17 protein-coding genes are annotated in these 22818 nt (G+C 65.6%); 13 read left to right on the plus strand and 4 right to left on the minus strand.

Annotation, left to right across the window (positions count from 1 at the left end; genetic code table 11):
- Window positions 1–5: 5 nt before the first annotated feature.
- From K1X15_RS05155 to K1X15_RS05175, 5 genes are all read left to right on the plus strand, one after another.
- Window positions 6–305: a PepSY domain-containing protein gene (locus K1X15_RS05155; RefSeq protein WP_220306430.1), complete on the plus strand. Its 300-nt coding sequence runs from the start codon at window positions 6–8 to the stop codon at window positions 303–305.
- Between the two features lie 27 nt (window positions 306–332).
- A complete protein-coding gene (locus tag K1X15_RS05160; RefSeq protein ID WP_220306431.1) occupies window positions 333–992 on the plus strand; it encodes a response regulator transcription factor in 660 nt (219 codons plus the stop codon).
- A 41-nt stretch (window positions 993–1033) separates the two neighbouring features.
- On the plus strand, window positions 1034–2413 hold the full coding sequence (locus K1X15_RS05165) for an ATP-binding protein (protein ID WP_220306433.1): 1380 nt from the start codon (window positions 1034–1036) through the stop codon (window positions 2411–2413).
- Between the two features lie 62 nt (window positions 2414–2475).
- A complete protein-coding gene (locus K1X15_RS05170) occupies window positions 2476–2949 on the plus strand; it encodes a hypothetical protein (RefSeq protein ID WP_220306434.1) in 474 nt (157 codons plus the stop codon).
- 84 nt (window positions 2950–3033) lie between these two features.
- Window positions 3034–4251 carry a hypothetical protein gene (locus K1X15_RS05175; RefSeq protein ID WP_220306435.1) on the plus strand — a complete coding sequence of 406 codons (1218 nt, stop codon included), beginning with the start codon at window positions 3034–3036 and terminating at the stop codon, window positions 4249–4251.
- A gap of 46 nt (window positions 4252–4297) precedes the next feature.
- Here the strand turns inward: K1X15_RS05175 and K1X15_RS05180 are convergent, their stop codons facing one another.
- Window positions 4298–6280 (minus strand): FAD-dependent oxidoreductase, encoded by a 1983-nt coding sequence (locus tag K1X15_RS05180; RefSeq protein ID WP_220306437.1) that lies wholly within the window; start codon window positions 6278–6280, stop codon window positions 4298–4300.
- A complete protein-coding gene (locus K1X15_RS05185; protein WP_220306439.1) occupies window positions 6277–7353 on the minus strand; it encodes a hypothetical protein in 1077 nt (358 codons plus the stop codon). The genes K1X15_RS05180 and K1X15_RS05185 overlap by 4 nt, the downstream gene beginning before the upstream one ends.
- A gap of 105 nt (window positions 7354–7458) precedes the next feature.
- Between K1X15_RS05185 and ccmI the strand changes: the two genes are divergently transcribed.
- From ccmI to K1X15_RS05225, 8 genes are all read left to right on the plus strand, one after another.
- Complete coding sequence (gene ccmI / locus K1X15_RS05190; RefSeq protein WP_220306440.1) at window positions 7459–8571, plus strand: c-type cytochrome biogenesis protein CcmI; 1113 nt, start codon at window positions 7459–7461, stop codon at window positions 8569–8571.
- On the plus strand, window positions 8568–9044 hold the full coding sequence (gene ccmE / locus K1X15_RS05195) for a cytochrome c maturation protein CcmE (protein WP_338033489.1): 477 nt from the start codon (window positions 8568–8570) through the stop codon (window positions 9042–9044). Before ccmI ends, ccmE begins: the two co-directional genes overlap by 4 nt.
- A complete protein-coding gene (locus tag K1X15_RS05200) occupies window positions 9041–11014 on the plus strand; it encodes a heme lyase CcmF/NrfE family subunit (RefSeq protein WP_220306442.1) in 1974 nt (657 codons plus the stop codon). The genes ccmE and K1X15_RS05200 overlap by 4 nt, the downstream gene beginning before the upstream one ends.
- Window positions 11011–11475 (plus strand): cytochrome c-type biogenesis protein, encoded by a 465-nt coding sequence (locus K1X15_RS05205; protein ID WP_220306443.1) that lies wholly within the window; start codon window positions 11011–11013, stop codon window positions 11473–11475. The genes K1X15_RS05200 and K1X15_RS05205 overlap by 4 nt, the downstream gene beginning before the upstream one ends.
- Window positions 11476–11596: 121 nt before the next feature.
- Window positions 11597–13138, plus strand: coding sequence for a Do family serine endopeptidase (locus tag K1X15_RS05210; protein WP_220306445.1), 1542 nt, complete (start codon window positions 11597–11599; stop codon window positions 13136–13138).
- Between the two features lie 62 nt (window positions 13139–13200).
- Window positions 13201–13872 (plus strand): response regulator transcription factor, encoded by a 672-nt coding sequence (locus tag K1X15_RS05215; RefSeq protein WP_220306446.1) that lies wholly within the window; start codon window positions 13201–13203, stop codon window positions 13870–13872.
- Window positions 13873–13876: 4 nt separating this feature from the next.
- Window positions 13877–15304: a HAMP domain-containing sensor histidine kinase gene (locus tag K1X15_RS05220; RefSeq protein WP_220306448.1), complete on the plus strand. Its 1428-nt coding sequence runs from the start codon at window positions 13877–13879 to the stop codon at window positions 15302–15304.
- 45 nt (window positions 15305–15349) lie between these two features.
- Entirely contained in the window at window positions 15350–18229 is a 2880-nt protein-coding gene (locus K1X15_RS05225; RefSeq protein ID WP_220306449.1) for a bifunctional [glutamine synthetase] adenylyltransferase/[glutamine synthetase]-adenylyl-L-tyrosine phosphorylase, read from the plus strand.
- 4 nt (window positions 18230–18233) lie between these two features.
- Here the strand turns inward: K1X15_RS05225 and K1X15_RS05230 are convergent, their stop codons facing one another.
- Complete coding sequence (locus tag K1X15_RS05230; protein ID WP_220306451.1) at window positions 18234–19868, minus strand: sensor histidine kinase; 1635 nt, start codon at window positions 19866–19868, stop codon at window positions 18234–18236.
- Between the two features lie 237 nt (window positions 19869–20105).
- Window positions 20106–22742, minus strand: a complete 2637-nt coding sequence (gene pepN / locus K1X15_RS05235; RefSeq protein WP_220306453.1) for an aminopeptidase N — start codon at window positions 22740–22742, stop codon at window positions 20106–20108.
- Between the last annotated feature and the right edge of the window lie 76 nt (window positions 22743–22818).

Below are 22818 nucleotides of genomic sequence, written 5' to 3' on the forward strand. Positions count from 1 at the left end.
GGGACATGAAAACGAACACTCCAAAACCCTCGGCCTCGATTGCCCTTGCCCTGGCGCTTGCGTTGGCCCTTGCGAGCACAGGGACGACGCAGGCGCAGGCATGCCTCGACAAGCGCCAGATCCAGGAAGCGGTGTCTTCTGGCGAGATACTCTCGCTCGACGCCGTGCTGGCCCGGGCGGGGGTCGACCCGAATGCCGAAATACTTAACGTGCAGGTCTGTGACGAAGGCGGCGCGCTGGTATATGTTATCGGTGTGTTGAGCCCGGATGGTCAGGCGCAAAACCTGACTTTGGACGCTCAATAGTGGCAAGGGCCTGGCGGGGGGCGAACCATGCGTGTTCTGGTTGTTGAAGACGATACCAATCTCAATCGGCAGCTCAAGGAAGCGCTGACGGAAGCGGGCTACGCCGTGGACGTGGCCTTTGACGGCGAGGAAGGACACTTCCTCGGCGACACCGAACCCTATGACACGATCATCCTCGATATCGGCCTGCCGCAGATGGACGGGCTCTCGGTGCTCGAGGAATGGCGCCGCGCCGGCAAGACCACGCCGGTGCTGCTGCTGACGGCGCGTGACCGCTGGAGCGACAAGGTGCAGGGCATCGACGCCGGCGCCGATGACTACGTTGCCAAGCCCTTCCACATGGAAGAGGTGCTGGCCCGGGTGCGGGCCCTGGTGCGCCGGGCAGCCGGACACGCAAGCAACGAGATCGTCTGCGGTGCAGTGCGGCTCGATGCACGCTCGGGAAAGGTGACCGTCGATGGCCAGTCGGTGAAGCTGACCAGCCACGAACTGCGCCTATTGAGCTATCTGATGCACCACAAGGGCAAGGTCATTTCCCGCACGGAACTGACCGAACATCTCTATGACCAGGACTTCGACCGCGACAGCAACACCATTGAGGTGTTCGTCGGCCGCCTGCGCAAGAAGCTCCCCGACGATTGCATCCAGACGGTGCGCGGGCTGGGCTACCAGATCCTCGGCGATTAAGCGCGCCTTTTCCAACATGGCCGACCAGACAAGGGCCTGACATGCTGCGCAAGGGCTCCATCGCCGCCTCCATGTTCTGGCTTTCCGCCGGCTGGCTGGTGCTCGCCCTTGTGACCACCGGCATTCTGCTGACCGATCTCTACTCCCGGGCCCTCGACACGACGCTGACCGAGACGCTCGACTTTCACGTCGAAAGCCTTGCCGGGGCGCTGCTCGAAGCCGGTGATCCCCAGTCCCCGGATATCGCACTGGCCGACCCGCGCTTCGAGCGGCCCCGATCGGGCTGGTACTGGATCATCCGCGAGGAGGACGGTGCCCTGGTCAATCTCTCGACCTCGGTAGTCGGCATCGACCTGCCGGGTGTAGGCAGCGCGGCGGATGCGTTCGGCCGCAGCACCGAAGTCACCAACGACCCGTTCGGCACGCAATTGCGCATGGTCCAGCGCACGGTCACGCTCGACCAGCAGAGCTACCGCATCACCGTGGCGGGCAATCTCACCGAAATTCTGCAACTGGTGTCGGATTTCCGGGGCCAGACCTTCATCGTGCTGGGCGCGGTGGGCCTGATGCTGGCGGCGATGAGCGCCTTCGTCGCCCGCATTGCGCTGCGTCCCATCGGCCAGCTCAGCCGCGCCGTCGAAGCCGTGCGCGAAGGGGAAAGCGCAGAAGTCTCTGGCAGTTATCCGACCGAGATCGCGCCCCTCGCCGAAGAGGTCAACGAGCTGTTGCGCTCCAATACCCAGATCATCGAGCGCGCCCGCAACCAGGTGGGCAATCTCGCCCACGGGCTCAAGACCCCCATAGCCGTGCTCCGCAATGAGGCTCATGCTCGAAAGGGCGCCCTGGCCGACGTGGTATCGACCGAGACCGAGAAGATGAGCAACATGGTCTCGACCTATCTCGAAAGGGCGCGCCTGGCCGCGCGCACCTCGGTGGTCGGCAAAAAGGCCGATGCTACCATGATCATGCTGCGTCTCACCCGCGTCATGCGCAAGATTCATCCCGAGGTGACCATCGCCTTCCAGCGCCCCGATGCATCCCTGCCCTGGTTCAGGGGCGACGAAGCGGATCTGGAGGAGATGGCGGGGAACCTGCTCGACAATGCCTGCAAGTGGTCGAAGGGCCAGGTTGGCGTGCGGCTCTCGAGCGAGCGCACCGAGAAGGGACGCGACCTTCTGATTCGCATTGACGACAACGGCCCCGGACTGAGCGATGCAGATGCGCAAAAAGTGTTGCGCCGGGGCGTCAGACTCGACGAGAAGACACCGGGAACCGGACTGGGGCTGGATATCGTCAAGGAACTGGTCGATGTCTACGGGGGAAGCCTTGAGCTCAAGCGCTCCCAGCTTGGGGGGCTGCTCGTCGAGTTGCGCCTGCCCACCGCACGGCTGGGCGGATTGGTTCGACCGACCGGGAATTGACGCACTTTCGCCGCATTACGACAACAAGTACCAAACGACTGCACGCAGAGGCCACATCGCTCATGAATCGCATTTCGACCGTCGCCCTTCCGATCCTTGCTCTGGTGCTGGCAGGATGCTCGAGCACGGGGACAGGCCGTGTGGCCCAGGCGCCCGTTGTCACCCAGCCCGTCATCGCGCAGCCCATGGTCCCCACATCGGCCCAGACCGTGCAAACGGCCAAGCTGACAACCAGCATCGCCAATGGCTTTGTTGATCCGGCCGCGCTTGCCCTGATGACCGCCAAGGATTCCAACGAGGCCAACAGCGCCCAGTTCTATGCGCTGCAGTTTGGCCGCCCCGGCGCGCCGCGGCAATGGGCCGGGGACAAGGGCACGACCGGCACGGTTGCCGTGGGACCCTATGTTCGCGTCAACAATCTGGACTGTCGCGACTTCACCCACACCGTCAAGATCGGTGGTTCGGACTATGTGAAGAAGGGTACCGCCTGCCGCGAGCAGAACGGCGTGTGGAACGTCGTGCAGGGTGCCGCCTAGCGTTCACGAATTCGGGCAGGAAAAGGATTGTTTACCAAGCCCCTTTAGGGTCGATGGTGACGTCCTTCCTGACCTGAAGAGCATATGAACCAGCCCGCACAAAGCATCGACGCTGCCGCAACGCAGCCCGCGCGGGTCCCCGTTCGCACTGCCGCGCCGGCGCGCAGGCCGTTTTGTGGTCTCATTGATCCCGTGCTGGTCAACGAACCCGTGCCCCACGCCCTGGCCGGCTCGGTCAGCGTCGATGCCGCCAGTGCTGCCTGGGTCTGGGTCGTGAGAGACCTCTGTCCCGGCCTGATTTCGTCAGATGGCGTGGCCAACGGCAATTTCGGTGCGGCCGATCTCGAGCCGCTGATGCCCGATGTGCTGGGCCGCATGAAAGCCACACTGGACAAGGTCGACGCCGACAACGAGGCCATGCGGCGCCTGCGGGCGCAATTCAACCGCGAAAATGCCCGCGAAGAGCTGGGCAAGGTGATGGCGGCGCTGCGCGCCCGCGCCCTGCTTCCCAAGGCTCAGGGATTCGGCAAGGCGGTCAATACGATGACCGACGATGCCGCGCTGGGGGTGGCGCTCCAATCCATGCCACTGCAGGACCCGAACCTGGCGGCGATGCTGTTTCATGCCGCGATCGGACAGGTCGCCAACCCGACGCGTCTGATCACCACGGTCATCAAGCTGTCCGGCAATGCCAGCGAGGTGGCCGTCGTGCGCAACGGTTTTGGCCCACTCATCGAGGCCATTCTCGGACATGCCCAGAACCAGCTGCATCATTTGCAGCTGGCCGGCCCCTTTGCCGATATCGATCTTGCGTGTCGCGGCCTGGATCGGTTCCACCGGCTGGTGCGGTCGCTGACCGGCTATATCGAGTTCGCGCGCGGCAGCCGAACGGCGCAGGTGCTCTCGACCATCACAAAACTGGTGTCGGATCGGGTCGAACCTCGCCTCAAGGAAGTGGTGACCGACCTCAACCAGGCCATGCGCCGTCCCCGCGACGGTGCCGACCGTATCGACAATGATCGGCTTCTCGGCGCCATAAGCGGTGTTTACCTGCTCTCGGCCGTCCGGGACTGCCGCGACTCGCTGGCCCTCAACGCTGCCTTCGACCAGGCGTGGAGCCAGGCCGGGCAGGCTCTGGAGCTGCACATTCAGCGCAATCTCGACCTGCTGCGGCAAAACCCGGCCGATGTCATGACCGGCGCCCGGCTCGATGCCGCGATCAAGATGGCAGAGATCCGCTTCAACGCCGACTATGCCGAGACGCTGAAACGCGCACGCGCAACGGCCGAACGTCGCACCTGAAGATCTGCTTGCCATATTCCGACCGCGGTCGGCCGCGCGGCGCTCGCTAGCGCTCCAGTGGTTCGATCCGCGCGAGGGCAGAACCCTTGTCGCGTACGGTCACCGGTAGCCCCGCAGCGATCGCCGGCACTGCCACAAGCGCAATGGCCGCACCCGCCCCCTGGCGCAGCACCACGCCGATGGATTGGAGCGGATGGCTATTGTCCGAACTGCGATAGACCAGCGCCCCGGTATCAAATGTCCGCGGCTCGCCGGGCACCAGCCGTACCAATTGCGCGTCGGACCCGTACCGGCCCCTGAGATAGCTCGGAACCTCCAGAGCCCCCGGCTGCTCGTCCGCGTCGACTTTCTCGCTATCGTCACCATCCCGACGGGACAGGGGGACCAGGGCAACTCGTTCCTGCGCCACAACGCCGGCGGCAGCCGGAGGCACAAGGCCGAGTTCGACGCCCGCTGCAACATCGCAGATCGCCAGCGGCTGCGGCGCTTCGGACAGGACCGTCAGGCCCGCTGGCCCATGACGCCAGAATGGCCACGCGCGACGACGGCTCGCCGGGGCAGGGCGCTGCAGCAGGCTGACGCCGCCATCCAGATAGGTTGGCGCGGCCTGTGGCCTCTGCTCCGAAATGCCGGGCGGCCCATCAGGCGTTTCATAGAGAGGATCGATGACCGGGTCTTCTACGGGACGCCGGGGACGCCCCAACAATTGATCCACAGCGTCCGATCCGCTCTGGATGCAACCAAGACGCGTGAGATAGCCCGCCGCGCTGCCCGCCAGCGCGACACCATCGCAGGACCCGATCGCCTCGATGCGACCGTGGCCAGCATGCCATTGGCTGGCGCCGCCCGCGATGTGCCAGAGGGTCAGATCGGGCTGCCAGCCGCCGCAGGCCAGGAGGCGATCGGTGACCATGGTCGAACCGCCCTGCCGGTCAAGATGGACCGATAATGTCCCGCCTGCCCGGGCGATGCCCACCGATGCAGGGGTGGTGCCCGGCGACTGGACCATGCCATAGGCCCGCGAAAACTCGATGAAGCGCGAACTGGCCCGCGGCCGTGTGTCGAAGATGCGACCAATTGCAATGCCGGCATCGCTGGCGAGCATGGCCAGCCGGTAGGCCGGATTGCTGGAGGTGGCGACCAATGCCGTCTGGCCGGGCCAGACCCCGTACCGGGTCGCCAGTTCATAGGCGTCGAGGGTGCCGATAACCCCGGGCAGACGGTTTCCGGCAAAGATCGGCAGCTTTTCCAGAGACCCTGTCGCCAGCACGATATGCGGGGCGCTGATGTCGATGACGCGCCCCTGGACAGTCCCGGCTTCGGAGGCGACCTGATGGGCCCGCACCAGGCCCGGCCGCACCGCAAATGCCCGCGTGGCCGTCAACGCCTTGATCGCGTCATTTGCGACGACATCGCCGGCCAGGCGGCTCATGCTCTCTTCCGGCGTATCCTCGCCTTCCTGCGTGCCGAACAGCCCCGAACAGCCGCCCAACTGGGGCCGGGCCTCCAGCACTATCACCTGCAGTCCCGCACGGGCGCCGGCCAGCGCCGCCGCAAGGCCCGCGACCCCGCCGCCAATCACCAGCAGGTCTGCAGAAAGGTTCGACGCCCCGGCAGTGGTGCGCCACGGGCGGTCCAGCGCATGCAGGTCGTCAAGCAGCAAGCCCAGGGTTCGCCCAGGCTGGAACAGGCGGGTCAGTGCGCCCGGCCTCCGGACACCCAGAGTGATATATTCGGCACCGTCCTGGGCCAGCGTCCGGGCCATCGGCAGGGCCCTTTGCGGGTCATTAGCGAGACTGGCATGGCTGATGGCCGGTGTGGCTCGGGGCAGGAGCCCGACAGGGCTGCCCTGGCACTGCCCCAGCGTGTCGATCCCCGAGGCCAGCGCCGCACTCAGCACCGTGTCCCCATCGAAGCCCGAGACAATCCGGCCATCCAGCCGGAACCGCAACGGCCGCCCGCGATCGATAGCGGCGCCGGCAAATCCCTTGGCAGTTCCCTCGGGCAGGCGGTTGATCTGTGCCCTCATGCCGGCTCGCCCACCAGTCCAGGCACACACTCGTCCACCGGCGCCGTCCGCGCCGTCCGGTTGATCAGCCGGGCCTCGAACCACGCAGCTTCATGGGGGGCGGCCGATCCGCTCAGCCATCGGGCGAGGGCGGGGACAAGAAAGGCCCCCATGCACCCCAGTCCGACGACGACATCGGCGCCGGTGCCGGCCGCGCGCCCGAATGCGGGCGCCCCATCCTGCGTCACCAGCGCCTTGAATGTGGTCTGTCCCGCCTGTTCGACGCGCCGGTTCGGTCCCAGCAGGGCCTGCAGGCGGCCGGAGAAATCGGCTAGGTCGCCGGGCCCGAATGCGGCAATGCCGCCTTCGGGCTGCTGGGCCAGGAACACCCCGGAAGAAAGGTCCAGCATGACGCTGGCGGCCAATTGCTGGGTCGGTGTCGTCAATATGCTGGACGAGGCCAGGCGCCGGAGCAGCGGCGGCCATTGCCGCAATGGCAGCCAGGCCATGATGGCCTCGTCATCGGCCAATACCGCCTGTCGGGCAATGTGGCTTTGGCCCGCGGCAATGACCTCTACCTGACCGTCATTGGCGATAGTGGCCTTGTGCACGCTGACCCGTTCGACAGCGGCTTGGCTGAGCCAACGCTCGAGACCTGCCTCCAGTGCCGGCCTGTTGATGCGGACCGCGTCGCGAAGGATGACGCCACTCCTGCCGGCGCCGAGCATCGACGGCGCGACGGGCTCGGCTGCGATGCCAAATCCTGCAGCCATATGGCGCAGATGGCCCAAGGCCTCCTTGTCCCGACCGCCCTCGGCAAAGAAGACCGGGTCGACGCGGCTCGTTCCGCTGCGTCCGGCGATCCGCCCCACCAGCCGAATGGCTTCGGGCAGGGTCTGGCCAAGCACGGACCAGCTTTCCGGCCGGGTCATGGGCGCAACGGACAGATCGATGCCGCGCGGCAGCCGATAGCCCGCCTGGCTTTCCCCCACCAGCAGCACGCGCCGCCCATGGCGGGACGCCAGCACCCCCGCCAGCATGTGGGCAAGCGGGGTGGAGCCGAAGACCGCAAAGTCGAATTCAGGGCTTGTCATGCGGCAAGTGCGCCCGCGACCATCGACCCCTGTGGCAATGCGTCCCTGCCCATGCATGCGGTTTTGGTGGTTTTTCGCCGCATTCGGCTTATAGAGGGCCATGCCTTGCCGCGTCTGGCAGACAAGCGTTTGGGGCCCATGATTTTCTGGTCGATTGCCATAGCCGTTACCGCCATTGCCTGCGCCGCATTGTTTTATGCGGCGGCGGGTCGCACGGTCAACGCAACCGGGACCGAATTGGCCGATCCCAACGATCATTTTCGTCTCGCCCTGCTGGGGATCGAGGCCGACGAACAGTCGGGCAAGCTCGATGCCGAGCAGGCGCAGGCGGCAAGGGGCGAACTGGCCCGCGAAATGCTGCGCGGCCAGGCCGAATCGCAGCCATCTCCCGTGCGGGAACTGGGACGCGTGCCCCTGCTGGTTGGGCTGATGGCCGTTGCCGCACTCAGCCTGGGCCTCTACGCCATTCTCGGGCGACCGGACCTGCCCGCCCAACCGCTTGCGGAACGGTCGGAACTGGCCGTCCAGTCGATGGATCTGGCGGACGCGATCGCTCGCATCGAAACGCGGCTTGCCCAGGTCCCCGACGATCTTCGCGGCTGGCAGGTGATCGCGCCGGCCTATCTCGAACAGGGGCGCTTTGCCGACGCCGCGAACGCCTATCGCCGAATTATCGCGCTGGGCGGCCCCAACCCCGACGTGCAGACCGACCTGGCCGAGGCGCTGTTGCTGCAGGCCGATGGCGCGGGCTCGCCGGAGGCGATGGAGCTGTTACAGGCTGCCGCTCAAGCGGACGGCACCCATGTGCGGTCGCGCCTCTATCTGGCGGCAGAAATGATGCGGACCGGGGATTTCGAGACGGCCGCGCGCTATTGGCAGGACGTGATCGGCCTGGCACAGGGCGACGAAGCCTGGTTGCTGGCTGCCCGACAGGGACTGGCTGTGGCGCAGAATGGCGGTGTCGATACCGCTTCTCCGCCTGACGCCGAATTGATCCAGAACATGGTTGCCGGGCTGGCCGATCGGCTATTCTCGGAAGGCGGAACGATCGCGGAGTGGACGCAGCTCGTGCGGTCCTATCTGGTGCTCGATGATCGCGAGAGCGCGCAGAAGGCCTATGATGCGGCCGTCGCGGCCTATCCGGCCGCCTTCGACCGCGGTGATCTTGATACGCTCGCGCTGGGCGCGGGCCTGACGCTCGACGGAGACACGCAATGACCATGCCGGCAAATGCGCGCCGCAAAGGCATGACCCGCAAGCAGAAGCGCCTGGCCGTTATTGCCGGTCTTGCGCTGGTGCTGGCAATTGCCGCGGCCCTGGTGTTGACGGCGTTGCGCGACCAGATCGTGTTCTTCTATTCGCCCAGCGATGTCATGGCGCGCAATGTGTCGCCCGGACAGGCGATCCGGCTCGGCGGCCTGGTCAAGGACGGCAGCTGGACGCGCGACGGGCAGGACAATGTCTTTACCATCACCGATGGCGGCCAGGAGATTGTGGCTCACTATGCCGGCATCCTGCCGGACCTGTTCCGCGAGGGGCAGGGTGTCGTGGCCGAAGGCAGCCTTGCTGCGGACGGCCGCTTCGAGGCCAATAATGTCCTGGCCAAGCACGACGAGAACTATGTGCCCAAGGAAGTCGTCGAGGCCCTCAAGGCCCAGGGCGAATGGCGGCCGGAGACGGCGGCGCAGTGAGCATCGAACTCGGACATTTCGCACTGATACTGGCCTTTGCCATCGCCACATTGGCGGCGCTTGGCGGGTTGACGTTCTGGCGGCGCGGGGATCGGCTGGCGCAGGTGCTGGCCCAGGCCTCGATCCTGCAATTCGTGCTGGTGGCGGTCGCGTTCCTCGCGGTCATCCAGGCCTTCGTGGTCTCTGATTTCAGTCTCGCGCTGGCTGCCAATCATTCCCACTCGCTCAAGCCGCTGATCTTCAAGATCTCGGGCGTCTGGGGCAATCACGAAGGCTCCATGCTGCTCTGGATCCTGATCCTGGTGCTGTTCGGTGCCCTGGTCGCGGCGTTCGGGCGCCGCCTGCCGGACGATCTTGCCAATCTGGTGCTTGGGACCCAAAGCCTGCTGGTGGCAGCCTTTGCCGGCTTCACCCTCTTCACCTCCAATCCGTTCGAGCGCATGGTTCCCGCCCCGCTCGAAGGCGCCGACCTCAACCCGGTCCTGCAGGACATCGGCCTCGCCATTCATCCGCCGCTGCTCTATGCCGGCTATGTCGGCTTCTCGATCTGCTTTTCCTTTGCCATTGCCGCGCTCGTCTCCGGGCGCATCGACCAGGCCTGGGCGCGCTGGGTGCGGCCCTGGACCATGCTGAGCTGGACCTTCCTCACCCTGGGCATCGCCATGGGCTCCTACTGGGCCTATTACGAGCTCGGCTGGGGCGGCTGGTGGTTTTGGGACCCGGTGGAAAATGCCAGCTTCATGCCCTGGCTGGCCGGCACGGCGCTGCTGCATTCGGCGCTGGTGATGGAAAAGCGCAACGCCCTCAAGATCTGGACGATCTTTCTGTCCATCATCACCTTCTCCCTGTCCCTGCTGGGCACGTTCCTGGTGCGCTCCGGCATTCTGACATCGGTCCATACCTTCGCCAGCGATCCGGCGCGCGGGCTCGTCATCCTCACCATTCTGGCCGTCCTGATCGGCGGCGCCTTCCTGTTGTTCGCCATCCGCTCGCCAGCATTGCGGCAGGGAGGGCTGTTCGCCCCCATCAGCCGCGAGGGAGCGCTGATCCTCAACAATCTGTTCCTGGCCACGGCCACCGGCGCCGTGCTGGTCGGGACGCTCTATCCCCTTCTGCTCGATGCAATTGCCGGCACCACGATTTCGGTGGGTGCGCCGTTCTTCAACCTCACTTTCGGCGCGCTGATGGCGCCGCTCCTGCTGGTGCTGCCCTTCGGGCCTCTATTGGCGTGGAAGCGCGCCGACCTGGTGGCGGCCGGGCAGCGGCTGATGGGCCTCGCGGCGCTTGCCATCTTCCTCACCATCCTCATTTCCGCGCTGGGTGGGGTGTCCATCTCGCTGGTGCCGATCGGATTGCTGCTCGGTTTCTGGGTGAGCTTCGGCGCCATCGCCGAACTCATCGAGCGCAGCCGCCTCGGTCGCATCCCCCTGGGCGAAAGCACCCGCCGGCTCATGGGCCTGCCGCGCAGCATCTGGTCCACCGCTATTGGCCATCTCGGGCTTGGGCTGACGGTATTGGGCATCGTCTCGGTCTCCGCCTGGGAGACCGAACTGGTGACCACGCTTAACCCGGGTGAGTCCGCCGACCTGTCCGGCTATTCGATAACCTTCGAGAGCTTCGAGCAGGTGCCCGGCGCCAATTATGTCGCCGACACCGGCACCTTCACCGTGATCGGGCCCGATGGCAGCCGGGACACCCTGCGGGCCGAGCGGCGGCGCTATGTGGCGAGCGGCATGCCCACCACCGAGGCCGCCATCCAGACCTATGGGCTTTCCCAGCTTTACCTGCAGCTTGGCGAACCGCTGGACGACACCCATGTCATCCGCGTGTGGCACAAGCCCTATATCCTGCTGATCTGGATCGGGGCCCTGGTCATGGCCGGGGCAGGGGTCCTGTCCCTGACCGACCGTCGCCTCCGCGTGGGCGTTCCGCAGCGGGCTCGCAAGCACCAGCCGGAGGCCGCGCAATGACCCTGCGCGCCGTCCTCCTCGCATTGCTGATTGTTCTTTCGCCAGCGGCGCTTGCGGTGAGTCCCGACGAGGTGCTGGCCGATCCGGCCCTCGAGCAGCGCGCGCGCGACATCTCGGAGGGCCTGCGTTGCCTGGTCTGCCAGAACCAGTCCATCGATGACAGCGATGCCGATCTCGCGCGCGACCTGCGCGTGCTGGTGCGGGAGCGGCTGGTGGCCGGCGACAGCAATGCAGAGGTCGAGCAATATATCGTGGACCGCTACGGCGAGTATGTGCTGCTCAACCCGCGTCTCAACGCGCATACGATCCTGCTCTGGGCGGCAGCGCCGGCGCTGCTGCTGGTCGGGTTGGGCCTGCTGCTCGTCGCGCGCCGGCGCCTGCCGGTCGAGGCGGCCGTCGGGCTCACAGCCGAGGAGCAGGCGGCCCTCGATGCCCTCGAACGCGACAGCGACGCGCGCTAGCGCCATAATCCCGCCGGCAACATTGCCAAAGCTTAATCTTGGCGCAACTTCACAGAAAGGCGCGTCGTTCCATACGTATCGCCATAAGCTGTTGAGAGCTTAACGAAGGAGATACGTTCCCATGCGTTCGACAATTCTTTCGCGCACCCGCCGCTGGCTGGGCGCTTCCGCACTTGCCCTTCTGGTCGGCGTCGGCGGCGTGTCCACTGCCTTTGTGCTGACTGGCCAGGCCGCCAATGCGCAGGTGCAGAACGCGGCCCAGATCGTGGTGCCGCAGGCGCAGGTCCAGCAGGGCTTTGCCGACCTGGTCGAGGCGGTTAAGCCTGCCGTGGTTTCGATTCTCGTGGAAGCCGAAGCGCCCGGCCGGACCGTCCAGCGCGGTGGCCGCGACTTCAATTTCGAGTTCAATTTCCCTGACCTGCCCGAAGATCACCCGTTCCGTGACTTCTTCGACCAGTTTGGTGGCCCGAACGGCCAAGGCGCGCCGGGCGAAGATGCCACGCCGCGCCGCTTCATGGCTGCGGGTTCGGGCTTCATCATTTCCGAAGACGGCTATGTGGTCACCAACAATCACGTCGTCGAGGACGCCACCAAGGTGACCGTGGTCTTCGAGGACGGTTCCGAGCAGGTAGCCGAGATCGTCGGCACCGACGAGCGGACCGACCTTGCCGTCCTCAAGATCGAGGGCGACAACCTGCCTTTCGTCTCTTTCGAGAGCGACGAGGAGCCGAGCCGCGTGGGTGACTGGGTGGTTGCCGTGGGCAATCCCTTTGGCCTGGGCGGCACTGTGACCGTGGGCGTCATCTCCGGCGCCGGCCGCGATATCGGTGGCTCCAACTATGGTGACTTCCTGCAGATCGACGCGGCCGTGAACACCGGCAATTCGGGTGGCCCGGCCTTCAACACCAATGGCGAAGTGGTGGGCGTCAATACCGCCATCTACTCTCCCAATGGCGGCAATGTCGGCATCGCCTTCGCCATTCCGGCTCACACGGTCAAGCAGATCGTCAACCAGCTGATCGACAAGGGCTCGGTGACCCGTGGCTATCTCGGTGTCTCCATCCAGGACGTCACCAAGGACATCGCCGACAGCGTTGGCCTGTCCAATGCCCGCGGCGCCATCGTGCGTGAACCCACCGAAGATGGTCCGGCCGGCGCCGCTGGCGTCCAGTCTGGCGACATCATCCTCAAGGTCGATGGCGACCAGATCGATGATGCGCTGGACCTCAGCCGCACCATTGCCAGCAAGGCCCCCGACTCCACTGTCGAGCTGACCATCTGGCGTGATGGTGCTGAAACCACCGTCTCGGTGACCCTGCAGCAGCTCGACGAGACCGCCGCCGCCCAGACGCCGGAGCAGCCCACCCCACCGCAGGCCCTGCCTGAAGCGGCCACGGCCCTCGGCATGACCCTGGTGCCCAATGGCGACGGTTCGGGTGGACTGCTGATCCAGAACGTCGATGGCGACAGCGCCGCCGCCCAGCGCGGTCTGGCGACCGGTGACGTGATCCTCGAAGTCGACAACAAGCCGGTGTCCGAGCCGGCCGACTTCAACCAGGCTGTGCAGGCCGTTCAGGATCGCGGTCTCAACACCGTGCTGATCAAGGTTGCCCGCGACGGTGAAGCGCGCTTCATCGGCCTGCCGATTGGCGATACTGAATAAAGCAATCAGGGCTCCGGGACGGTCCCGGGGCCCTATCAGACCAAAGCGTCGGAGCGTCAGGCGTGAAAATCCTCCTCATTGAAGATGACCGTGAAGCCGCCAGCTATCTGGTGCAGGCCCTCGATGAGGCGGGCCACGTGACCCACCACGCTGCCGATGGCGAAACCGGCTATGCCATGGCTTCGGGCATGGACTATGACGTGCTCATCGTTGATCGCATGCTGCCGCGCCGCGACGGCCTCAGCATCGTCGAGAGCCTCAGGGCAGAGGACGACAAGACCCCGGTGCTGATCCTGTCAGCCCTGGGTGAAGTCGATGATCGGGTGACCGGCCTGCGCGCCGGCGGCGACGACTACCTCACCAAACCCTATGCCTTCACCGAGCTTCTGGCGCGGGTGGAAGTTCTGGCCCGCCGCTCAAGCCCGGCAGAGGCAGCCACCAGCTACACTGTGGGTGGCCTCTCGCTCGATCGGCTGAGCCGCAAGGTCGAGCGCGACGGCGAGAACATTCTCCTCCAGCCGCGCGAATTCCGCCTGCTCGAATATCTCATGAAGAATGCCGGCAAGGTGGTGACCCGCACCATGCTGCTTGAAAATGTCTGGGACTATCACTTCGATCCCCAGACCAATGTCATCGACGTCCATATGTCGCGCCTGCGCTCCAAGATCGACAAGGGGCATGCCACGCCGCTGCTGCACACGGTGCGAGGCGCCGGCTACATGATCCGGGAGTAGGCCATTGAGCCGCATCGCCCAGGTCTGGCGCACCTCCACCGTCCGCCTGACCGTCACCTTCATTGCCATCTTCGTGGTCTTTTCCATCCTGCTGATGGGCTTCATCGGCTGGCAATCCAGCGTGCAGATCCAGCGCCAGCAGACCGACGACATCGATCGCGAAATCCGCCTGTTCCAGCGTATCGAGGCCAATCAGGGCATTCGCGCGCTGGCTTTTGCCGTCAATCGCCTGTCGACCCAGCCAGGGCCGGGGATATACTTTCTTGGCGACGCATCCGGCCTCTATCTGCTCGGCAACGTCACCGATGTTCCCGCCGAAGTGGTTATCGAGCCCGGCGTCTATAGCTTCGACTATGAACGGCCCGATCCCCTGGGCGATGACGCCGCCGCAGGTGGGCCCCAGCCCGATCGTCCCGGCGGCCAGCGCCAGGGCGTCGCGGTGGTGCGCTCGATCGAGCTGGGCAATGGCATGCGCCTGGTGGTCGGTCGCGACGTCGTCGAACGCCGGGGCTATTCGGCCATCATCCTGCAGAGCTTCCTCGCAGGCGTGGTCGGGATCATCCTGTTCTCGGTCATCGCCGGGGGCATCACCGCGCGGCGCGTCCTGCGGCGCATCGACACCATCCAGCAGACCTCGTCCAAGATCATGTCGGGCAATCTCAGCGAGCGCGTGCCGGTGACGCGGCGCAATGATGAGTTCGATGCCCTTGCGACCAATCTCAACGCCATGCTCGATCGCATTGAGCAGCTGCTGCAGGGGCTCAAGGAGGTGACCGACAATGTCGCGCACGACCTCAAGACGCCGTTGACGCGGCTGCGCAACCAGGCCGAAGCGGCCCTGCGCGATACCGCCAGCGTCGAAACGCGCGAAAAGGCGCTGGAAACGGTCATTGCCGAGAGCGATCGGCTGATCCAGACCTTCAACGCGCTCCTGATGATCGCCCGTGCCGAAGCCGGTGCGCCATCCGGCGCGCTCTCCGAAATTGATGTCAGCGAGATCGTTGCCGATGTGGCCGAGCTCTATGGTCCCGTGGCCGAGGATGCCGGCATCACTGTGGAGACTAGCGTCGCGCCCCACGTGACCCTCAAGGCCAACCGGGAACTGGTCGGACAGGCCATGGTCAACCTGCTCGAAAATGCCGTGAAATATGCCCGGCCGGAGGATGGCAGCCCGGGCCGCATTGCCGTGGATTTGCGACGGGAGGGGCCACTTGTGCTGATCAGCGTTGCCGATAACGGCCCGGGCATACCCGAGGCGGACCGCAAGCGGGTGCTCGAACGCTTCGTGCGCCTCGAAAAGAGCCGCTCCGAACCGGGGTCTGGCCTCGGGCTCTCGCTGGTCAATGCAGTTGCGCGCCTGCATGGCGGCAGCTTCCGCATCGAGGACAACCAGCCCGGCGTACGGGCGGTCATCGAGTTGCCGGCCGGCTGAACGCGACGCCTTGCCGCGTCAGGCGCCGCAAGCTATGCCTCAAAAATGAGCACCAGTCTTGCGCCCCTGCCGCCTCTCGATCACCCCGCCTTCGACGCCTTGCTGGCCGAGTTGCCACCCGACCGCGTTGGGGCGCTGCATGCGGCGGCGCCGGTGCTGGGACCGTTGCTGCAATCAGCGCCCTATCTGCTCGACCTGACGCGCGCCAATGCCGAGTGGCTGGCGGGAGCGTTGGAGACAGGTCCCGATACGGCCTTTGCGGCTCTGCTCGAAACGGTCGACGAGATGGGCCGCACGGGCGACGAAGCTGGGGTCGCCGGTGCGCTGCGGCTGGCCAAGGGTCGCACCGCTTTGCTGGCCGCCGTGGCCGAGACAGGCGGTGCCTGGACCACGGCACGCGCAACCGAGGCGCTTTCCGATCTGGCCGACGCGGCGCTGGAGGCCGGCCTGAACCTGCTTATGCGACAGGCCGCCGAGAAGGGCCAGCTTGCCATTGCCGCCGACCAGGCGACCGCCGCCAATTCGGGTCTCGCCATCTTTGCCCTGGGCAAGCATGGCGGCCGCGAGCTCAACTATTCGTCCGACATCGACATTGTCGCCTTCTTCGATCCGCAGAAGACCGTGCTCGCCGACCCCTCGGAAGCCACGAAAATCTACTCTCGCATGGTGCAGAAGCTGGTCGGCCTGATGGAGGATCGGCAGGCCGGCGGTTATGTGTTCCGCACCGATTTGCGCCTCCGCCCCGATCCGGGCTCGACGCCGGTGGCCATCTCGGTCGATGCGGCGCTCGCCTATTACGAGGTGCGCGGCCAGAACTGGGAGCGGGCCGCTTGGATAAAGGCGCGACCCTGCGCCGGCGACAAGGCGGTCGGCGAGGCGTTCATCAAGGAATTGGCCCCCTATGTCTGGCGCAAGCATCTCGACTTCGCCACCATTGCCGACATCCAGGCCATGAAGCGGCAGATCAATGTCTCCAAGAAGGTCGGCGACATCCGGGTCGAGGGGCACAACGTCAAGCTCGGTCGCGGTGGCATTCGCGAAATCGAGTTCTTCGCCCAGACCCAGCAATTGATCGCGGGCGGCCGCGACAAGGCCCTGCGGGTGCGCCCTACCTCCCAGGCCCTGGCCGCCCTGGCCGCCGCCAACTGGATCAACGCCGACACCGCCAGGGAACTGACCGAGACCTACTGGTTCCTCCGCGCGGTGGAGAACCGCCTTCAGATGCTGCGCGACGAACAGACCCACATCATGCCTGACACCTCCGAGGGTGTGGCGGTCATCGCCCGGCTGATGGGGGAGCCTGACCTCCCCGTCTTCGAGAAGCGTTATCGGGCAGCGCTGGAGCGGGTGGCCCGCTACTATGCCGAGCTCTTCACCCAGGGCGAGACCCTGGGCTCCGACGAGGGCAGTCTGGTCTTCACCGGCAGCGACGACGATCCCGATACGCTCGAAACCCTCACCGCCATGGGCTTTGCCGATGCCCACAAGGTGATCGAGACCGTGCGCAAATGGCACTATGGCGGCTATGCGGCAACCCGCACCTCGGCCGCCCGCGCCCACCTGACCGAATTGCTGCCGGCCCTGCTGCAGACACTGGGGCGGGCCGGCAATGCCGATGCCGCGCTGGCCCATTTCGACGACTTCCTCTCCCGCCTCCCGGGCGGCGTGCAGCTCTTTGCGCTGCTGCGCAACCACGCACAATTGCGCACGCTGCTGGTGCAGTTCATGGCCTCGGCGCCACGCATGGCCGAGGCGGTCATCCATCGCGCCCATGTCATGGACGGGTTGATCGATCCCGCCTTCGCCAATGAGGTGACGCATCGCGACGTGCTGGTGGGCAAGGTGGATGCCTTCCTTGCCGAAGCCCGCTCCTATGAGGAGCTCATCGACCGCGCCCGCATCATCGGGCAGGAACAGAAATTCCTGGTCGCCGCCGGGCTGCTCTCCGGGACGGTGACCGCGCAGGGTGCCGGCGAGCAGTTCACCGCATTGGCCGAAACCCTGCTGCATCGCCTGTTCGACAAGGTGCAGGACGAATTCGCCACGCGCCACGGGCGCATATCGGGTGCCGATGTGGCGCTGCTGGCTTTCGGCAAGATGGCGAGCGGCGAAATGACCTTCACCTCCGACCTCGATTTCATCCTGCTCTACGACGCGCCGGACACCGAGTCCGATGGCGAGCGGCAGCTGTCCACTTCACACTATTTCGCGCGGCTGACGCAGCGCCTGGTGGCCGCCGTCTCGGCGCCGACGGCGGAGGGCGTGCTCTACGAGGCCGACATGCGCCTCAGGCCCTCGGGCAATTCCGGGCCGCTGGCGACCAGCCTTGCCGGCTTCCGTGCCTATCACAAGGACAATGCCTGGACCTGGGAACACCTGGCGCTCAGCCGCGCCCGGGTCATTGCCGCCACTGGCGACCTCGGCGCCAGGGTGGACGCCGAGATTGCCGATGTCATGGGCCGGCCGCGCGACGTCGCCAAGACCATTGCGGACGTCGTCTCGATGCGGGCGCTCATGGCCCGGGAACGCAAGCCGCGCCATGCCTTTGATCTCAAGCTGGCTGCAGGTGGCCTGGTCGATCTCGAATTCATCGCCCAGTCCGCGCAACTCGTGGCCGGGGCGAAGGTAGCGCTGCCGCAGGCCCCAACGTCGCGCGTCCTCGCTCGCCTTGGAGAGATCGGGCTGGTTCCGACGGGGCAGCGCCTGGCAGAAATTCACGCCCTCTATTCGACGGCCCTGCAGGTGATGAGCTCGGCCCTGGTCAGCCCGTTCAAGGAGGAGGCCTGGACCCCCGCCTTCAAGGATTTGCTGGCCCATCTGTCCAACTATCCCGACTTTGGCCGGCTGGAGCTGGATATTGCGCAGATGCAGCAGGAAGTGCAGGCGGCCGCGGCCGAGTGGTACGCGCGGGCGGCTGAACTCTAGCGGCTCAGGCGGCGATCAGTTCGGCTGCTGCCGGGTCGATCGGCAAGGAGATGGCGACCGTGGTGCCCAGCGATGGGCTGGAGTCGATGGCGATGCGCCCGCCGGTCTGTTCGGCGATGGCCCGGGCAATCGAGATGCCGAGGCCCGGCCCGACGCCTTCGCGGGTGAAGCGGGCATCGCCCAGGGCGAAGGGCTGGCTGAGCCCCGCCAGCCGCTCTTCCGACATGCCGATGCCGGTATCGGTGACCTCGATGACCACGCCATCGTCGGCCACGAAGCTGGCGAGCGTCACCTTGCCACCGGTCTCGGTGAAGCGCAGGGCATTGTCCATGATATTGCCCACCATGCGGATCAGTCCGAGCCGGTCGCCACGCAGCACGGCGCCTGTTGCCGGGCCAATATCGAGGGTGATGCCGGCGCGCTTGGCCTGGCCCCTGAACCGCTGCGCGACGACGCCGAGAACCTCGTCCAGCAATACCGGGTCCTGCCGCAGCGCCTTGCTGCCGTTCTCCAGCTCCGCCAGGTCGAGGATCGCCGCAAACGAGGCCAGCAGGTGTTCGCCCGAATTCTTGATGGTGGCGACATATTCGGCATAGCGCGCGTCGCCCAGCGGCCCATAGGTCTGGTGCTGCATCAGGTCGGCAAAGCCGATGATGTGGTTGAGCGGGGTACGGATATCGTGGCTGAGATGGGCAAGGAAATTGGTCTTGGCGCGGCTGGCCGCCTCCGCCTTGAGCTTTTCCTCGTGGTAGCGGCGGGCCAGCAGGCGCTGTTCGTCGCGGATGGCATGTAGCAGGGCGTTCGTTCGCCGGGTTTCGGTAATGTCCGAAACCAGCGTCATGAAGGCGCCGTCGCCCAGGGGGCGTTCATCGATCTGCAGGCAGGTGCCGTCTTCGCAGTGCAGCTCCAGGAGCCGCACACTGCTATCGTCCCGCACCAGCTTCATGTAGCCCCCGGCGATCAGGCGGCTGACTGCCTGATGATAGGTGAGCGTGGCATCGTCGATGTCGAGACGGCTGCGATACTGATCATTGCAGACGATCAACTGCCCGGTGCCGGTCCAGCAGGCCAGGCCCATCGGAATGGCGGCCGCGAGCCGGCTGTAGCTGTCGCGTTGCGTGGGATCGGGCTGGCTGCGGCGGCGCCTTGAGGCGGCCAGCGTCAGAAGGCCGGCAAGGGCGAAGGCGGCCGCCCCGCGCCCTGCAATCTCTGCAAGGGGCTGGCTAGAGCTCGCAGACACTGCCAGGCTGCCATGCGGGCCCGCCGGCACCACCAGCGAAAGTGGCGCGGATATATCCGCGCTGGCGTCGATGAACTGGGCATCGATAGCGTCGGAGAACAGCGCCTCGCTCGCCGCCAGGGACTCTCGTGCCTGGTCCGGTGAGCGCTGCGCCAGATCGGCGGCCAGCATCTCCCCGATCATGGCCAGGTCCCGGCGCGCATCGGCGAAGGTCTGCGTTGCGTCGTAAGCGACGAACAGGCTTGCGGCGAGGAAGGCCGTGGCGGCAACGGCGGCTGCGGTGTGAGAAAAGCGCCATCCGGGGGAGCTGGAGCCGCGCGCGCGAAGGTGTTGCTTGTCGTTACCTTTGCCGACGCGGAATCCGAGTGCGCCGGCGCCGGATGCCCCCGACGACCGCATGAAATTCTCCATCCTTTAAAGGGGTTTAGCCCCAACCAAACTTGCCCTTAACAAGGTATGAATCAGGTCGCCCCGACTTGTCCAGAGCGTCTGTCAGGGCAAATTTGGCCGGATGGGAAAAAGCAGAGTCGGCTGAATCACTTAGCGGTGAAGAAAAAATCTTCCAAAGATTTTCGCACCATCACCGCCGCGACGGGTTGGCTGCGGAGGGCGCTGCTGCGCCCCCCGCAAACCTGCCTAGCCGGCCAGGATGCGGTCGAGGATTTCACCCACATTGCGGCTGAGCTTGTGCTGGTCCTTGAGCGCCTGCAGGGCCTCCAGTCCCGCATTCCGCCGCGCCGCTTCCAGCGTCGGCAGAATGCGGAAGCCGGTCAGGATGCGCGAGGCCACCTGCGGGTTCACCTTGTCGATATCGACAACCGCTTCGGTGATGAAGCGGAAGCCCAGGCCGTCGGTGCGGGTGAACTGCACCGGATTGGTCATCACGAAGCTGCCCAGCAGCGAGCGCAGCCGGTTGGGGTTGGTGCGCGGAAAGTCGGGCGCCGCCAGCGTGGCGCGCATCCGCTCGATGACCCCTCCGTCCGGAGCCTGTGCGCTGGCCGTGAGCCATTTGTCGAACACCAGCGGGTCGCCGGCGAAGCGGGTGCGGAAATCGCCCAGGAGGGCAGGGGCCTCGCTCGTCCAGTTGCGCGCCGAAATGGCCATGGCCGCATAGCGATCGGTCATGTTGGTCGCGCCAGAATATTGCTCCGCCGCCAGGCCCGCGCCCTGATCCGATCCGGCCACCAATAGGGCCAGCAGGCCATTGCGCAATGAGCGGCGTCCGGCCTGGTTCGCGTCGGGGCTATAGGGCACGCTGATGGCGAGGTCGCGATAGAGCGCTGTCAGCTTTTCCGCAATCGGACCAACCAAGGCCGTTACCAGCGCCTTGCGAGCCTCGGCCACGGCGTCGGGATCGACGTCCTTGCCGATATGGCGACCAACGACCGTCTCGGCCGGAATGTCGATGGCCTGTGCCTTGAAGGCGTCATCGAGGTCCGGGTTCTCCAGCGTATCGACCAGCGCCTGCCGCAGGGCATCGGCGTCAGTCGCCGACCAAGTGCTCCCCTGCGCCGCGCTGGCAATCAGCGTCGTCGCCGCCGACTGCAATGCATCCCAGCGGTTGAACGGGTCACTGTCGTGTCGCGCAAGGAACAGAAGGTCGTCCTGGCTGAGGCCGGACTCCACCTTCACCGGAGCGGAAAAGCCGCGGAACAGCGAGGGAACCGGCTTGTTGGCGACACCGGTAAAGGTCAGCGTCACGCTCTCGCTGTCGAGCACGATCAGATCGCCCTCCACGGTGCCGCCCGAGACCCCGTTCCAGCCCACGGGGCTGCCATTGGGGCCGATGAGGCCGAACCGCACCGGGATCAGCAGCGGCTTCTTGGTCGGTTCCCCTGGGGTGGGGTCGACCTTCTGGGTCAGGGTCAGCGTATAGGTCTGGCTGGCGGCATCGTAGCTGTCCGACACGCCGACCTGCGGCGTACCGGCCTGCAGATACCAGGTGGCGAACTGGCTGAGATCGCGGCCGCTCGCATCCTCGAACACCTTGATGAAGGCTTCGATCGTGGTCGCGTCGCCGTCATGGCGCTCGAAATAGAGGTCCATGGCCTTGCGGAAACCGGCTTCCCCCAGAAGGGTCGCCAGCATGCGCACGATCTCGGCGCCCTTCTCATAGACAGTGGTCGTATAGAAGTTGTTGATCTCGCGGAAGCTGTCCGGGCGCGGCGGATGGGCCAGCGGGCCGCCATCCTCCGGGAACTGGCTGGTGCGCAGGTTTTGTACGTCGTGGATGCGCTGCACCGGGCGGCTGCGCTCGTCCGAGGTAAATTCCTGGTCGCGGAAGACGGTCAGGCCTTCCTTGAGGCAAAGCTGGAACCAGTCGCGGCAGGTGATGCGATTGCCGGTCCAGTTGTGGAAATATTCGTGGGCGATGACCCGCTCGATGCCATGATAATTGGCGTCGGTGGCCGTCTCGGGCTTCGCAAAGACCAGCCGGTCATTGAAGATGTTAAGCCCCTTGTTCTCCATCGCCCCGAAATTGAAATCGGAGACGGCGACGATGTTGAACACGTCCAGGTCATATTCGCGCCCGAAGCGACGTTCGTCCCAGGCCATGGAGCGCTTGAGGCTGTCCATGGCGTAGAAGCACTCGCTTTCCTTGCCATGGGTGCAATAGATGCCCAGTTCCACCTTGCGGCCGCTCATCGTGGTAAAGCTGTCGGTGATCGAGCCGAGATCGCCCGCTACCAGGGCGAACAGGTAGGCAGGCTTGAGGAACGGGTCTTCCCAGACGGCAAAGTGCAGGTCGTCGCCCAGTTCACCCTTGTCGACCAGATTGCCATTGGCCAGCAGCACCGGCGCCAGCGCCTTGGGGGCGCTCATGCGCACCTTGAATGGGGCCAGCACGTCCGGCCGGTCGAGATAATAGGTGATGCGCCGAAACCCCTCGGGCTCGCACTGAGTGCACCAGGTGCCGCTGGAGCGATAGAGGCCCATAAGCTTGGTGTTCGACGCGGGCTCGAGCGTGACCTCGGTTTCGAGCACGAACCGGCGATGCGGCGGCTCGACCAGGGTCAGGCTGTTGGCATCCGCCGCATAGGCCGAGAGCACCAGCGGCGCGCCATCAAGGGCAATGGAATCGAGCTTGAGGTCGTCGCCATCGAGCACCAGAGGCGTCCCCGGCGCGGTGTCCGGCCGTGGCTCCACGGTCAGTTGCGCCCGCACGCGCGTCCTCTCCTCCAGGATCCTGAAATCGAGTTCTACTGACACGATCCGGTACGGGGTCGGGGCATAATCCTTGAGGTAGATGGTCTGTTCGCTCTCGGTGCGCATGAAGCGGTCCAATTGTCACGTTGTTCTGGTTATGAGGTGTGGCCGTCAGGTGACAGCCGAGTCTGTGTTCTCGTGT

The organism is Devosia salina, assembly GCF_019504385.1.
Lineage (GTDB): Bacteria > Pseudomonadota > Alphaproteobacteria > Rhizobiales > Devosiaceae > Devosia > Devosia salina.

Coding starts and splice junctions, on each gene's coding strand:
- K1X15_RS05205 (WP_220306443.1), top strand. CDS start 11,011: ATGACCCTGCGCGCCGTCCTCCTCGCATTGCTGATTGTTCTTTCGCCA.
- K1X15_RS05180 (WP_220306437.1), bottom strand. CDS start 6,280: ATGAGGGCACAGATCAACCGCCTGCCCGAGGGAACTGCCAAGGGATTT.
- K1X15_RS05160 (WP_220306431.1), top strand. CDS start 333: ATGCGTGTTCTGGTTGTTGAAGACGATACCAATCTCAATCGGCAGCTC.
- K1X15_RS05175 (WP_220306435.1), top strand. CDS start 3,034: ATGAACCAGCCCGCACAAAGCATCGACGCTGCCGCAACGCAGCCCGCG.
- K1X15_RS05170 (WP_220306434.1), top strand. CDS start 2,476: ATGAATCGCATTTCGACCGTCGCCCTTCCGATCCTTGCTCTGGTGCTG.
- pepN (WP_220306453.1), bottom strand. CDS start 22,742: ATGCGCACCGAGAGCGAACAGACCATCTACCTCAAGGATTATGCCCCG.
- K1X15_RS05225 (WP_220306449.1), top strand. CDS start 15,350: ATGAGCACCAGTCTTGCGCCCCTGCCGCCTCTCGATCACCCCGCCTTC.
- ccmE (WP_338033489.1), top strand. CDS start 8,568: ATGACCATGCCGGCAAATGCGCGCCGCAAAGGCATGACCCGCAAGCAG.
- K1X15_RS05230 (WP_220306451.1), bottom strand. CDS start 19,868: ATGCGGTCGTCGGGGGCATCCGGCGCCGGCGCACTCGGATTCCGCGTC.
- K1X15_RS05210 (WP_220306445.1), top strand. CDS start 11,597: ATGCGTTCGACAATTCTTTCGCGCACCCGCCGCTGGCTGGGCGCTTCC.
- K1X15_RS05185 (WP_220306439.1), bottom strand. CDS start 7,353: ATGACAAGCCCTGAATTCGACTTTGCGGTCTTCGGCTCCACCCCGCTT.
- K1X15_RS05155 (WP_220306430.1), top strand. CDS start 6: ATGAAAACGAACACTCCAAAACCCTCGGCCTCGATTGCCCTTGCCCTG.
- K1X15_RS05165 (WP_220306433.1), top strand. CDS start 1,034: ATGCTGCGCAAGGGCTCCATCGCCGCCTCCATGTTCTGGCTTTCCGCC.